Here is a 13,168-nt window from a genome sequence, read left to right as displayed (position 1 = left end):
GCGCTCAATAGGATTTGGGGAGGCCCAGCACCCGCTCGGCAATGTAGCTGAGCACGAGTTGCGGGCTAACCGGGGCGATGCGCGGGATCATCACTTCGCGCAGATAGCGCTCCACATGATATTCCTTGGCATAGCCCATGCCGCCATGGGTCATGATCGCCTGCTGGCAGGCATTGAACCCGGCCTCGCCGGCGAGATATTTGGCGGCGTTCGCGGCGGCCCCGCAGGGCAGGCCCTTGTCATATTCCCAGGCCGCCTTCAGCACCATCATCCAGGCCGATTCTAGCTCCATCCAGTTCGCCGCCAGCGGGTGCTGGATCGCCTGATTCTGGCCGATGGGGCGGTTGAACACGATGCGTTCCTTGGCGTATTGCGTGGCCCGCTGCAGCGCCAGCATTCCAAGCCCGATGGCCTCGGCGGCGATCAGCACGCGCTCCGGGTTCATGCCGTGCAGGATATATTCGAAGCCCCGGCCTTCCTCGCCGATGCGGTCCTCGACCGGAATTTCGAAATCGTCGATGAACAGCGCGTTCGAATCGACGGCATGGCGGCCCATCTTCTCGATCTCGCGGATCTCGATCCGGCTGCGGTCGAGATCGGTATAGAACAGGCTGAGGCCGTGGGTCGGCTTCTTCACCTCCTCAAGTGGGGTTGTGCGTGCCAGCAGCAGGATCTTGTGGGCCTCCTGCGCGGTCGATATCCACACCTTGTTGCCATTCACCACATAGCGGTCGCCCTTGCGCTCGGCGCGGGTCTTAAGCTGTGTGGTGTTCAGGCCGGTGTTCGGCTCGGTGACGGCGAAGCAGCATTTCTCCTTGCCCTGCAGCATCGGCGTGAGCATGCGGTGCTTCTGTTCCTCGGTGCCGAAGACCAGCACGGGGTTGAGGCCGAACACATTGATATGGACCGCCGAGGCGCCGCTCATGCCGGCCCCAGATTCGGCAATCGCCCGCATCATCACCGTGGCCTCGCTGACGCCAAGACCGGAGCCGCCATATTCCTCCGGGATGCAGATGCCGAGCCAGCCATCCTTCGCCATCGCATCGTAGAATTCGGTCGGGAAGTCGCCGCTCTTGTCCTTCTCGCGCCAGTAATCATCGTTGAACCCGGCGCAGATGCGGGTGATCGCCTCGCGGACCATTTCCTGATCGGGGGTGAGGGCGAAATCCATCAGCGTGTCTCCATTTCTTCCGGTTCGGAGGCGGCAATCGCGGCGCCGTCTGTCAGTAGCTCGTCGATATCCGTGTCGCTCAGGCCGGCCTCGCGCAGGATGGCGCGGGTCTGCCCGCCGAGGCGGGGGGCGGGAATCTTGGGGTCCGGCTGGGTTGCGGTCCAGCGGCTGGGCACCCGCATGGTGCGGATGGCGCCCTCGCTGGGGTGTTGGACCGGCCGGAAGAAGCCGCAGGCTGCCAGATGCGGGTCTTCCAGCAGGCTTTCCAGCGTGTGCAGCGGCATCACCGGGATATCCGCCTCGTCCAGCAGCGTCTTCCATTCCGCCGTGGTCCGGGTGGCGAAGATCGCTGCCGCCTCCTCATAGATCGCGTCGATATGGCGGATGCGGCTGCCATGATTGGCGTAGCGCGGGTCACTGGCCTTCTCCGGCTGGCCGATGGCGGCGAAGAAATTGCGCCAGTGCTTGTCATTGTAGATCAGCGCGCAGATGTACCCGTCCTTCGTGCGGTAGGGCGCACGGTGCTTCGACAGCAGGCGCGGATAGCCGCCCTTGTCCAGTGGCGGGTCATAGGTCAGCCCGCCCAGATGGTCACCCAGAACGAAGCTGGCCATGGTCTCGAACATCGGGATGTCGATGCGCTGGCCCTCACCGGTCTTCTGCCGATGGAACAGGGCGGCCAGCACCGCATTCACCGCATGCAGCCCGACAATTCGGTCGGCCATGGTCAGCGGTACGTAGCGCGGCGTGCCATCGCCGGCCTGCGCGATCAGCGAGGGGATGGCGCTCGCCCCCTGGATCAGATCGTCATAGGCGGGCAGGGCGCCATAGGGGCCGTCCTGGCCATAGCCGAACAGGCCGGCATAGATAATGTCCGGACGAGCCTCGGCAATCTTCTCATAGCCGAGGCCGAGACGCTGCATCACCTGCGGGCGCAGATTGTACATCAGCACATCGCAGGAAGCGGCGACGCGCATCAGCGCCGCCTTGCCGGACGGCTTCTTGAGATCGAGGACGATGCTGCGCTTGCTGCGGTTCAGCTGCAGGAACATCCCGCCCATGCCCGGCGACCGGCCGGGGCCGATCTGGCGCACGATATCGCCCTCGGGGCTTTCGACCTTCAGCACCTCGGCGCCCATATCGCCCAGCAGCTGGGTCGCGTAAGGCCCCATCATCACCGATGTCAGGTCGAGTATGCGCACGCCGTGCAGCGGGCCCATGGGCGTTTCCTCCTGTCGGCGCGCCTGTTCGATCCGGCACGTCCTTTTGTTCATATTTGTGTCGATCCTGTTCACTCACATGAACAGTGTCAAGGCGAATGGCTGCCCTCGCGGAACATGGCTTGCCCTCTGTCGTGACATGGCGAGAATGGCGCTCATAAAGGCTCTGGCCGATTTCAAGCAAAGGAGAGGAAACATGGCTGCAAAAGTCGCGATCGTGACGGGAGCGGGGACGGGTATCGGCCGCTCGGCGGCGTTGGCGCTGGCGAAGGACGGCTTCGTCGTCGGGCTCGCCGGCCGCCGCAAGGAGCCGCTGGAAGCCACCGCCGCGCTGATCGCGGAAGCCGGCAGCGAGGCGCTGGTGGTGCCGACCGATGTCGGCGATCCGGCCTCGGTGAAGGCGCTGTTCGCCGCCGTGAAGGCGAAATTCGGCCGCCTCGACTTCCTGTTCAACAATGCCGGCATGGGCGCGCCCGCGATTCCGCTGGAAGACCTCAGCTACGAGCAGTGGAAGAATGTCGTGGATGCCAACCTGACCGGCACCTTCCTGTGCACCCAGGAAGCCTTCCGCATCATGAAGGACCAGTCGCCGCGCGGCGGCCGCATCGTGAATAACGGCTCGATCTCGGCGCATGCGCCGCGGCCATTCTCCTCGCCTTATACGGCGACGAAGCATGCGGTGACCGGCCTCACCAAATCCACCTCGCTGGATGGCCGTCAGTACGACATCGCCTGCGGCCAGATCGATATCGGCAACGCGGCGACCGAGATGACCGAGCGCATGACCAAGGGCGTGCCGCAGCCCAACGGCACGATGATGGTCGAGCCGCGCATGGATGTCGCCCATGTCGGCAGCGCGGTCGCCTACATGGCCAGCCTGCCGCTGGACGCCAATGTTCAGTTCATGACCGTCATGGCGACCAAGATGCCCTTCGTCGGGCGCGGCTAGGTCTTTTCCGAGGAGTCTTCCCATGCACCGCAGCAGGCTTGGCGGCTTCATCATCGACTGCCTCGGCGAGGATCTCGACGGGGCGGCCGAATTCTGGAGCCAGGCGCTCGGCCTGCCGCGGCGGCGGGACAAGGCCACTGAGGATGCCGGCTATATCAAGCTGGAGATGCCGTCAGGGGAAATGGATATCGAGGTGCAGAGGGTCGATCACCCGAGCCGCGTGCATCTCGACATCGAAGCCGACGATATCCCGGCGGAGGTTGCCCGGCTGGAAAAGCTGGGCGCCAGGAAGATCGCCGAGATCAAGGGCTGGGTTGTGATGGCCGCGCCGACGGGCCACCGCTTCTGCGTGGTCAGGGCGCAGAGCAAAGACTTCGACAAAAATGCCAATAGCTGGGAATAGGGCGCCCGCATGGCGCTGACCGCCGCCGATCAGGAGGCGCAATCGCTGAAGGCCGGCATTGCCATCGTGCTGGTTGGCGTCTTCATGTTCGCCTGCGTCGATACACTGAACAAGGTGCTGGGCCAGAGCCATAGCATCGCGCAGATCCTCTGGGTCCGCTTCCTGATCTTCGTGCCGATCGCGCTGGCGCTGTCCTACAAAAGACATGGCGGGCTGACCTGGCGCTCGCAACGGCCACTGCTGCAGGGCGCACGGGCAGCGCTGCTGGTCATCGAGATGGGCTTCTTCGTGGCCGCGCTGAAATACCTGCCGCTGGCCGATGTGCAGGCCATCGCCGCCAGCGCGCCGCTGATGGTGGTGGCGCTTTCCGTGCCGTTCCTGGGGGAAAGGGTTGGCTGGCGGCGCTGGACGGCTGTGATTGTGGGGTTCGTCGGCGTGCTGATCATCGTCCGGCCGGGCTTCGAGAGCATGAGCACCGGCACAATCCTGACGCTGATCGGTACTGCCATGTGGGCGGTCTATCAGATCATGCTGCGCATCGTCGGACGCTACGACCCGGCGCCAACCACGGCGTTGTGGACAGCGGTAATCGGCCTGGCCATGACCAGCGTCGTGGTGCCGTTCCACTGGACAGAGCCGACGCCGCTTGGCTGGTTTCTGCTGCTGCTGATCGGCATTCTGGGCGCGGCGGGGCATACCGTGTTCATGAAGGCCTTCACCCTGGCGCCAGCCTCGGCGCTGCAGCCTTTCACATATACCCAGCTGGTGCTGGTGACGATCCTGGGCTGGCTGGTGTTCGGCGACCTGCCGGATGGCTGGACGGTAGCCGGGGCCAGCCTGATCGTCGCTGCCGGGCTCTATTCGATCTATCGGGCACGGCTGCGCGCCGCGTCAGGCGATTAGCATTACCGGATCGATTCGAAAAGGCCGGCTAGCAGCCGGGCGCGCGGCTCCAGCGACGACACCAGCAAATGTTCGCCATGGGTATGCGGGCCGCCGCCGCGCACGCCCAGCCCGTCCAGCGTCGGTACGCCCAGCGCGCCGGTGAAATTGCCATCGCTGCCGCCGCCGAACTGGCCGTGGGTCAGCGTGATGCCCTCCGCCTCGGACAGCTGGCGCGCCATCTCGTACAGCGCCATGGTGCCCTCGCTGGCACGGAACAGCGGCCGCACCGGCCCCGGCTCGACCACCAGCGTCACCTCCGGATCGTCCGGTTTCAGGGCCGCCATGGTCGCCTGCACCTCGGCGAAGGCTTCCTCGGTCGGGGCAACGCACAGCACTTCCGCCGTACACTCGATGGGGATGACGTTCACCCACTGGCCGCCGCGCACCACACCGACGGAGTAGGTGATGCCGCGCTCGAAATCGGACATCCCCTCCAGCCGGTCGATCAGCCGGGCCATGGCGCGGATAGCGCTGCGGCCGGCGCGATTGTCCGCCCCGGCATGGGCCGGCTTGCCATGGATGTGCAGCCGATAGCGCAGGAAGGCATGCCGGCCGGTCACCACATTGCCCTGGCGCGAGGGTTCCGGCACCAGCACGCAGCGGCTGCACTTCGCCTCGGCCTCGATCATCGCCCGGGTCGAGGGGCTGCCGACCTCCTCGTCCGGGATGAACAGGAAGGTGACCGGCAGGGCCGGCTTCTGGCCGGCCTTCAGCATCTGCCGCAGCGCGTAATAGGCGAGGTACATCCCGCCCTTCATGTCGTAGATGCCCGGACCGAAGACCTTGTCGCCCTCGCGGCGCAGTTGCAGCGGTCCGTCTATGGTGCCACCGGGATGCACCGTGTCGAGATGACCCAGCACCAGGATGCCGGGCGCATCCGGATCGTCGCCGAAGGGCAGGGTGGCCTTCACCACATCGGCATAACCATCAGTACCGGGAATCCGCTCGATGGCGGCACCGAGGGCGCGCATTGCCCCCTCGGCTTCGTCCATCATGCGGTTCACCCGTTCCGGCTCGTAGGTCGGGCTTTCGATCCGCACCCACCCACAGATGCCGTCGAGGATTTCCTCGGCATTGAACAGGTTGGAGGCGGGCATGGCGCCTAGACTCCCAGCGCCTTGCGGAAGCGCAGCTTCAGCTCGACGCCGTCCCGGGTCGGCAGGGCACGCGGCGTCTCCTCAGCGGAAATGCCGACGCGGGCGAACAGCGTGCTGCCGCCCTGGCGGATGCGCGCCTTCAGCTCGGCCACGCCCTCCATATCGTTCACGTCGCGGCAGTCGGGAATGCCGCAGGCCTTCGCAACACCGACCAGATCGACGCCCTTGCCGGTGTGGCTGGCCTGCATGCCGGTCTCGCCATAATGCGCATTGTCGAAGGCAACGATGGAGAGGTTGGCCGGATGCTGTACGCCGATGGTGGCGAGCGCGCCCATGCCCATCAGCATCTCGCCATCGCCGGTGATGACCAGCACCTTGCGGTCCGGCTGGGCCAGCGCGATGCCCAGCCCCATGATGGCGGCACCACCCATGGCGCCCCACAGATAGAAGTTCAGGTCATGATCGCCGGCGGCAAAGGCGTCATAGGTGGTGGAGCCGAGGCCGGTGACGACCAGGAGGTTATCGTCGCGCCCGTCCAGCAGGGCCTTGGCAACCGCGCGGCGGTCCAGCTTGTTGGAACGGCTCATTTCTTCACCCATTGCTTGCGGCCGATCAGGCGCTGCCCCAGCAGCACGGCGGCGACGCTGTCGCCATTGAAGGCGATGTCGGCGGCGGCCTCGACGGTCTCCGCCACTTCTTCCGGCGTGTCGGCGCGATAGACCAGCCCGCCCATCATCTCGAAGGATTGCGGCGTGGCCTGACTCATCGGCAGCTGCCAGGGGTTGAACTCCGCCCATTCGCCGCGCATCGTCACCAGCGTCAGCAGCGGAAAGCGGCAGGATTTCGCCAGCGAGAGCATGTTCACGCAATTGCCGACGCCGCTGCTCTGCATCAGCAGGGCCGCGCGCTGCCCGCCCAGCCAGGCACCGGCGGCAAGGGCGATGCCTTCCTCCTCGGTGGTCAGGGAGACCGTGTGCATGTCCGGATCAGCCTGGCACAGCTTGATCAACCGGCTGTGGCCGGCATCCGGCACATAGCCGACCTGACGAATTTCGGCGCGTTTCAGCACCGCGAATATCTGCTCCGGCCAGTTGCCTGCCGGGTTGCTGTCGGAAGCTGTCATGAAGGGGGCGTCTTTTATAGTTGTTAAGGTTGCAGGCAGCTTAACAGCCGCCTCTCCATACGCAACCCGCGCCCGGTGCAAGACAGCATGAGCGGAGCGCACAACGAAAACGGGCGCCCCGAAGGACGCCCGTTCCATGCTGTCCGGCAGAAGGCTTACTTCGCCGCCAGATACTCATCGATGACCTTGGAGTCGCTCGACTTGATGGTCATCCCGCCGGGGCCGGCAGCAATGCGGGTCACCTGCTTCGCCGGCTCGCCGCTCTTCTCGAACGCCGCCCACTCCTTGGAGCCCGACTTGAACACCCACAGGCGGCCATCCTCGATCTTGGTCTCGAAGCCGGCCTTCTGGACGATATAGGCGTCGATCGTCGCGCTGTCGGTGGACTTTACCGTCATCCGGTTCGGGCCGGCGGCGATGCGGGTCACCTGCTTGGCGGGCTCGCCCTTCTTCTGGAAGTCCGCCAGCTCCTTGGAACCGGTCTTGAACACCCAGAGACGGCCATCTTCCACCATGGTGGTGAAGCCCGGCTTGTCGTAGGGCGAAGACATCTTGTGCGAGTCCGCCGTGGCGCAGCCCGCGACGAGCACACCCAGCGACAGCGCCATGGCCATATTACGGAAAAGAGACATGCAAAACCCCCGTTTGCTAACAATCCTGACGGATATCCAAAATCCGTTCGGACTATAGCCACGGGGGTTTGCGGTTTTATTACAGGATGACGAATTTGTTCATTATGCGCGCCGAACAGTACGAGAATAGAGGGCGCGCGGGACGATCAATGCTCGTCAATATCGCCCTTCTTGTAGAGAAATTCGTCCATGTACTTGGCGAAATGCTCATTATTGCGGCGCAGCCATTCCAGCCCCATGCAGGCATGCTCGATCTCTTCGCGCATATTGTGCAGCAGGATTTCCTTCAGACTCTCATCCTCGCAATCGTCCGCGCGCTGCCGGTACCAGTCCACGGCTTCCAGCTCTTCGATGACCGAGACGATGGCATGATGCATCGTCAGAGTTTCCTTGCTGAGGCGTTCGCGCGGGGCGTGCAGGTTTTCGCTCGACATCTGGCTTTGTCTCCTGGGTTCCGGTGATGGCTGATGGGCGAAACGGATAGACTGTCCGTGGCGCTTTCGATAACGCCACTTTGATTACAATCGTTCCAAAAAGGTAGTCCACGCGGAGGGGGGAGGCAACGTAAACCACGTTCATTCTTTGTTAGGGATATCGCCCTATATTCTTCGCCAAGGTTACAATCAATGAGGGAATCGCCATGAATGTAGGAAGCGCAACCGGTGCCCAGTCACTCGCCATCGCGGGTCTGCGCTCCGAACAGCAGCAGGCCCAGGTGACCGCGCAGGGCGCTGCCGCCAATCTCCAGGCCGCCGGCGACATCGCCCGCGGCGCAGGCCAGGGAGGGGCACAGCAGGGCGCGCAACAGCCGGCCGCGCCGGCAGGTTCCGGCCGGGGCGCCAACCTGGACATCAGCGTCTAGGATCGCTGCGGAGGCGGCAGTCTTTTGACTTGCCGCCTTCACAAGCATACTCTTTTCCGCCAGCGAACGGCGGGAAGAGGTGGTGATCGCAATGATTGCGTCACTTACCGGTACGATCAGCTACACAGCGCCCGGCGCAACCGCGCCATCCGGGGCGCTTTCTGGCGTCTCAACGCAGGATTCAGCGGCGCCGCAATCGCAAACTCAGGCTGCTGGCGACCAGACGTCCACTACAGAAGCTGAAAATCAATCGACGCAGAGCGGCAATGGCCGGCTGATCGACCTGCAGACCTTCAGCGCCGCGAGCAGTTCCGAGGAAGAAGAGACCACCGATCCCTCCGGCCTGACGGAAGAGGAACGCGCGCAGGTCGATGAGCTGAAACAGATCGACCGCAAGGTGCGCGCGCATGAGCAGGCGCATGCCGCTGCCGGCGGCGCCTACGCAAGTTCTCCATCCTATGAGTACGAGAACGGCCCGGATGGCAACCGCTATGCTATCGGCGGCGAGGTTTCCATTGACGTTTCGCCGGTTTCCGGCGATCCCGAAGCCACCATCCAGAAGATGGAGATTGTGAAGCGCGCCGCCCTGGCGCCTGCCGAGCCATCGCCGCAGGACCGTGCCGTTGCCGCCCAGGCCGACCAGACCCGGCTGAAGGCCCAGGCGGAACTGCGCGAGCAGCGTGCCGAAGAGCAGCAGGCCGGCTCTGAGGAAGGCGAAGGGGGAGGCAATCCCCTGACGCAGCAAGCAACGCAGCAGGCCGGGCGCGCTGCCGGTGCATACGCCCAGACGGCGCAGAACATCGATACCATCATCTCGCAGATCAACATCGCCGCCTGACTGCCGGTATCGGCATGGCAGAACTGTGCGGGTAGTCTCTTGTCCTGCGCGCAAATCATTTCTAATGCTGGCGAACCCTCAGCTCTATACGGAGCCCTTGCTTGACCGACTCGCGTGTCACCGCGCCGCCAGGTGCGTCTCCCCTGCCTGCGCCCCTGCCGGCGAGCGGTTTCGTACTGCTGGTGCTGCTCACGCTGTTCTGGGGGATCAACTGGCCGGCGATGAAGCTGGCGCTGACCGGCATCGCGCCCTTTACCTTCCGCACAATCTGCCTGTTCGTCGGCGGCTTCTCGCTGCTGGCTTTCGCGCTGGCGAAGCGCCAGACCATCCGCATCGCCGCGGCGGACCTGAAGCCGCTGCTGATTGCCAGCCTGCTGAACGTCACCGGCTGGCACCTGTTCTCAGCCTATGGGCTGCTGCAGGTACAGGCGGGGCGGGGAGCCATCATCGCCTTCACCATGCCGATCTGGGCCTCAATCCTGGCCAGCCTGGTGCTGAAGGAGGCCTTCACGCTGCGCAAGCTCATCGGGCTTGTCCTCGGCATTGGCGGGCTGGCGGTGCTGATCGGGCCGGAGATGGCCCGGCTGGGCGCCGCCCCCATCGGTTCGCTGCTGATGCTGGGCGCGGCCCTGACCTGGGCGATGGGCACCATCGTGACCAAGCGGCAAAGCTGGCAGATCGGCACCGTGGCGCTGACCGGCTGGCAGCTGACCCTTGGCGGCCTGCCAATCTTCCTCGGCGCGCTGCTCATCGATCCGGCGCCCGATTTCGCCGGGCTGCGCGGCGAAGTGCTGTGGGCGGCACTCTATGCCGCGCTGATCCCGATGATCTTCTGCCACTGGGCCTGGTTCCGCATCGTCGATCTGTTTCCGGCCAGCATTGCCGCCATCGGCACGCTGGCGATCCCGGTGGTTGGCGTGCTGTCGAGTGCCCTGGTACTGGGCGAGCCTATCGGGCTGACCGAGATCGCCGCCCTCCTGCTCGTCATGGCCGGGCTGTCCGTGGTGCTGCTGCGGCGCTGATGATGCTCACTATCGCGTGAGCAAAACCTGCAAGGCTTGCCTTAGCGGGGGGTACGCCTTACTTTAGGATTTGTGAAAAGAGAAATCCTCAATTCACGGGTGAAGGCATGAGCTTTATCGACGGTATCGGATCGGCACTCTCAGGCGCTGCGGCGGCGACCAACCGCTTCAATGTCAGCGCCAACAATGTTGCCAATATTCAGAGCCGCGGCGTGGCACCGGAAGAGACGAACCGGCCGCAGGACAGCACCGCTCAGCCTGATGAAACCCAGGGCTTCCAGCCGCTCCGCGCCATCGACCAGAGCCAGGAAGGTGGGGGCGTCCAGTCCACCACCCGGCCAATTTCGCCGTCGTCGATCCCGGTCCTGCAGGAAAGCGCGCCGGAAGAGCAGGGTGAAACCCAGACCGGTGGCCAGCAGCAGCAGACCGGTGAGACAGGTCAGGAGGGCGTGAGCTTCCTGCCGAACGTCGATCCGGCAAATGAAGTGGTGCAGCAGATCACCAGCCAGCGCCAGTTCGAGGCCAATCTGCGCACCGTGCAGACCGGCCTGCAGCTGAACCAGTCGCTGCTCGACATCAACAGCTGACGATTTAGCTGGCCTGATAACGCGTCAACGCGTCCGGCGTGTCGATATCGATCAGCACGCCATCTTCTTCCATTTCGACCTCGACCACCAGATCGGCATGCGCGCCGATCAGGTGTTTCGCACCGACATCGCCGGCCAGCGCCGCCATTTCCGGCAGGAAGCGCTTGCCCCACAGCACCGGGTTGCCGCGCTTGCCCTTATGGGTCGGCACGCAGATCTCGCGGCCCTCGACCGGATCGAAAGCGGCAATCAGCCGGTCGATCATCGCAGGCGAGATGCGCGGCATGTCACCAAGACAGACCAGCACACCGTCGATATCGGCGGGCAGGGCAGAGATACCAGCCTTCAGCGAGGTGCTGAGCCCCGCCGCATATTCCGGATTGTGCACGAAAGCGAGATCGCCGGGCAGGGCTGCCTTCACCCGGTCGGCCTCATGCCCGGTGACGATGGTTATGGGGCCGGCCTTCGAGGCCCGGACGATCTCCACCACCCGTGTGGCCATCGGCTTACCGTCGATCTCCGCCAGCAGCTTGTTCTGTGCCCCCATGCGGCGCGACTGACCGGCGGCGAGGATCAGCACGGCAATGCGCGGGGCCTTGCGGGGTGCGGTAGTCATCTTGTGCCCATCCTCACGCGGCAGCGGCCGGCTGGCGATCTCCTTTAGCAGGCCACCAACGCCCATGCGCATGATATCGGTGCGTGTCACCGGCAGTCCGGCGACAAGCCGTTGCAGCACCCAGTCGAATCCATTCAGCTTCGGCGAGCGCGCGCAGCCCGGCATGCCGATGACCGGCGTATCGCCGATATGGCCCAGCAGCAGCAGATTGCCGGGATCGACCGGCATGCCGAAATGATCGACCGTACCGCCGGCCTCCACAATGGCGGCCGGCAGCACATCGCGCCGGTCCACCACAGCGGAGGCGCCGAACAGCAGCACAAGATCGTAACCGGCATCGATCTGCTGGCGGATCGCGGCGGCGGTCGCTGCCGTGTCATGGGCGCAGCGCAGCTCTTCCCCCAGCCCGGCGCCCATGCGTTCCAGCCGGGCCGCTGTGATGCGGGCGGTATTGTCCAGCACGCTCGGTTTGGTGGCCGGCAGGGCGGTCTGCACCAGCCCGGCACGCACCGGCCGGAACGCCGCGACACGCACCTTGCCGGCCAGTGATTCACACTGTTCAAGTGCCGCTTCGGGGGCGGCGAAGGGGATGATCTTCACCGTACCGATCATCTGGCCTTTTTCCACCACCTCATAAGGTGGCAGCAGGGCGACCGTCAGCGCCTCATCGATCAGGTTCACCGCGTCCAGTGCGGCCGGATCGTAGGTCAGCAGGCCGTCCGCGGTAGCAATGAGGTTGCAGCGCCCGGTGAAGGGGGCGGTCGTCTCCGTTCCATCGCCCGCCATCACAGCGGCGAGGCGGGCGGCCGCCTTGTCTTCCGGCACATCGCCCTGTTCCAGCCGCGCAGTGACGACCTGCGGCACACCGGCCGCGCGCAGTGCGGCGATATCCTCCGCCGTCAGCACACGGCCCTTCTTCAGCGCCTTGCCGGGCAGCCGGTGGCTGTGCGCCAGGATCGCGCCCTCGGCCTCATCCAGCGGCGTGTCGCCGAAGATCATGCGGCCTTCACCTCAGTCTCTGGCGCGCGGCGCAGCACCTGGGTGATCTCGGCCAGCGCGGAAATGGCGATTTCCGCCGGCGTGATGGCGCCGATATCGAGGCCGAGCGGCCCGTGGATACGCTGGAAATCCGCCTCGCCGAATCCCGCTTCCGTGAGTCGTTCCAACCGCTTAGCGTGGGTCTTTCGACTGCCAAGGCAACCGATATAGAAGGCGTCCGACTTCAGCGCGACCATCAGCGCCGGGTCATCCAGCTTTGGGTCGTGGGTCAGCGTAACCACGGCGGTGCGCCGGTTCGGCTGCAGATCCTCCAGCGCCTCGTCCGGCCAGCGGTCATCCAGCGTGATGCCGGGGAAACGTTCGTCAGTGGCGAAGGCACGGCGCGGATCGACGATCACCACCTGATAGCCGGCAATCGCCGCCATCGGTGCCAGCGCCTGCGCGATATGCACCGCACCGACCAGAATCAGGCGCAGCGGCGGGTTGTGCACATGCACGAAATAGCCGCCCTCGATCATGCCGCTGCGATCCTCGGCGAGGCTGCGGCGGATTTCGGCCAGCGGCGCCGCATCAAGTTCCAGCGCGCCCAGCGCCTCTTGCGGCGTCACGACGGCCTGCTGGCCACCTTCGATGCGGGTCACCAGCGCCACCGGGCGTTTCGCCGCACGCTCCTCCAGCAGGCGTTTCAGGATTGCCGGCTGCAT

At 64.9% G+C, this 13,168-nt stretch carries 16 protein-coding genes; 7 read left to right on the top strand and 9 right to left on the bottom strand.

The window, feature by feature from the left end:
• Positions 1-4: 4 nt before the first annotated feature.
• Together P24_RS10075 and P24_RS10070 are read right to left on the bottom strand one after the other, a co-directional pair.
• Entirely contained in the window at positions 5-1,171 is a 1,167-nt protein-coding gene (locus tag P24_RS10075; protein WP_008944611.1) for an acyl-CoA dehydrogenase family protein, read from the bottom strand.
• Complete coding sequence (locus P24_RS10070; protein ID WP_008944610.1) at positions 1,171-2,391, bottom strand: CaiB/BaiF CoA transferase family protein; 1,221 nt, start codon at positions 2,389-2,391, stop codon at positions 1,171-1,173. Before P24_RS10070 ends, P24_RS10075 begins: the two co-directional genes overlap by 1 nt.
• 196 nt (positions 2,392-2,587) lie before the next feature.
• Between P24_RS10070 and P24_RS10065 the strand changes: the two genes are divergently transcribed.
• The 3 genes from P24_RS10065 to P24_RS10055 are packed head-to-tail and all read left to right on the top strand — an operon-like array spanning position 2,588 to position 4,646.
• Complete coding sequence (locus tag P24_RS10065; protein WP_008944609.1) at positions 2,588-3,340, top strand: SDR family oxidoreductase; 753 nt, start codon at positions 2,588-2,590, stop codon at positions 3,338-3,340.
• Positions 3,341-3,362: 22 nt separating this feature from the next.
• Complete coding sequence (locus tag P24_RS10060; protein ID WP_008944608.1) at positions 3,363-3,743, top strand: VOC family protein; 381 nt, start codon at positions 3,363-3,365, stop codon at positions 3,741-3,743.
• A gap of 9 nt (positions 3,744-3,752) precedes the next feature.
• Positions 3,753-4,646, top strand: a complete 894-nt coding sequence (locus P24_RS10055; RefSeq protein WP_008944607.1) for a DMT family transporter — start codon at positions 3,753-3,755, stop codon at positions 4,644-4,646.
• 2 nt (positions 4,647-4,648) lie between these two features.
• Here P24_RS10055 and P24_RS10050 read toward each other — a convergent pair whose 3' ends face one another.
• The 5 genes from P24_RS10050 to P24_RS10025 all read right to left on the bottom strand — a co-directional run bounded on the left by P24_RS10050 (position 4,649) and on the right by P24_RS10025 (position 7,974).
• Positions 4,649-5,785, bottom strand: coding sequence for a M20/M25/M40 family metallo-hydrolase (locus P24_RS10050; RefSeq protein ID WP_008944606.1), 1,137 nt, complete (start codon positions 5,783-5,785; stop codon positions 4,649-4,651).
• A gap of 5 nt (positions 5,786-5,790) precedes the next feature.
• Positions 5,791-6,372 (bottom strand): thiamine pyrophosphate-dependent enzyme, encoded by a 582-nt coding sequence (locus tag P24_RS10045; RefSeq protein WP_008944605.1) that lies wholly within the window; start codon positions 6,370-6,372, stop codon positions 5,791-5,793.
• Positions 6,369-6,908: a thiamine pyrophosphate-binding protein gene (locus P24_RS10040; RefSeq protein ID WP_008944604.1), complete on the bottom strand. Its 540-nt coding sequence runs from the start codon at positions 6,906-6,908 to the stop codon at positions 6,369-6,371. Before P24_RS10040 ends, P24_RS10045 begins: the two co-directional genes overlap by 4 nt.
• 155 nt (positions 6,909-7,063) lie before the next feature.
• On the bottom strand, positions 7,064-7,540 hold the full coding sequence (locus tag P24_RS20415; protein ID WP_202802382.1) for a hypothetical protein: 477 nt from the start codon (positions 7,538-7,540) through the stop codon (positions 7,064-7,066).
• A 146-nt stretch (positions 7,541-7,686) separates the two neighbouring features.
• On the bottom strand, positions 7,687-7,974 hold the full coding sequence (locus tag P24_RS10025) for a ferritin family protein (protein ID WP_008944602.1): 288 nt from the start codon (positions 7,972-7,974) through the stop codon (positions 7,687-7,689).
• Between the two features lie 206 nt (positions 7,975-8,180).
• Between P24_RS10025 and P24_RS20045 the strand changes: the two genes are divergently transcribed.
• The 4 genes from P24_RS20045 to P24_RS10005 all read left to right on the top strand — a co-directional run bounded on the left by P24_RS20045 (position 8,181) and on the right by P24_RS10005 (position 10,849).
• A complete protein-coding gene (locus tag P24_RS20045) occupies positions 8,181-8,402 on the top strand; it encodes a hypothetical protein (protein ID WP_156816262.1) in 222 nt (73 codons plus the stop codon).
• A 79-nt stretch (positions 8,403-8,481) separates the two neighbouring features.
• A complete protein-coding gene (locus P24_RS10015; protein ID WP_202802381.1) occupies positions 8,482-9,240 on the top strand; it encodes a putative metalloprotease CJM1_0395 family protein in 759 nt (252 codons plus the stop codon).
• A gap of 101 nt (positions 9,241-9,341) precedes the next feature.
• The gene (locus P24_RS10010; protein ID WP_008944599.1) at positions 9,342-10,262 is read left to right on the top strand and encodes a DMT family transporter; all 921 of its coding nucleotides are present in this window, start codon (positions 9,342-9,344) and stop codon (positions 10,260-10,262) included.
• A gap of 107 nt (positions 10,263-10,369) precedes the next feature.
• Positions 10,370-10,849 carry a flagellar basal body rod C-terminal domain-containing protein gene (locus P24_RS10005; protein ID WP_008944598.1) on the top strand — a complete coding sequence of 160 codons (480 nt, stop codon included), beginning with the start codon at positions 10,370-10,372 and terminating at the stop codon, positions 10,847-10,849.
• 4 nt (positions 10,850-10,853) lie between these two features.
• On the opposite strand, the gene P24_RS10000 is transcribed toward P24_RS10005, so the two are convergent.
• Together P24_RS10000 and P24_RS09995 are read right to left on the bottom strand one after the other, a co-directional pair.
• Complete coding sequence (locus P24_RS10000; protein ID WP_008944597.1) at positions 10,854-12,464, bottom strand: NTP transferase domain-containing protein; 1,611 nt, start codon at positions 12,462-12,464, stop codon at positions 10,854-10,856.
• Positions 12,461-13,168: an XdhC family protein gene (locus tag P24_RS09995; RefSeq protein ID WP_008944596.1), complete on the bottom strand. Its 708-nt coding sequence runs from the start codon at positions 13,166-13,168 to the stop codon at positions 12,461-12,463. The genes P24_RS10000 and P24_RS09995 overlap by 4 nt, the downstream gene beginning before the upstream one ends.

The sequence above is a fragment of the Oceanibaculum indicum P24 genome (assembly GCF_000299935.1).
Lineage (GTDB): Bacteria > Pseudomonadota > Alphaproteobacteria > Oceanibaculales > Oceanibaculaceae > Oceanibaculum > Oceanibaculum indicum.
This window is presented reverse-complemented; position numbering and strand designations above follow the sequence as displayed.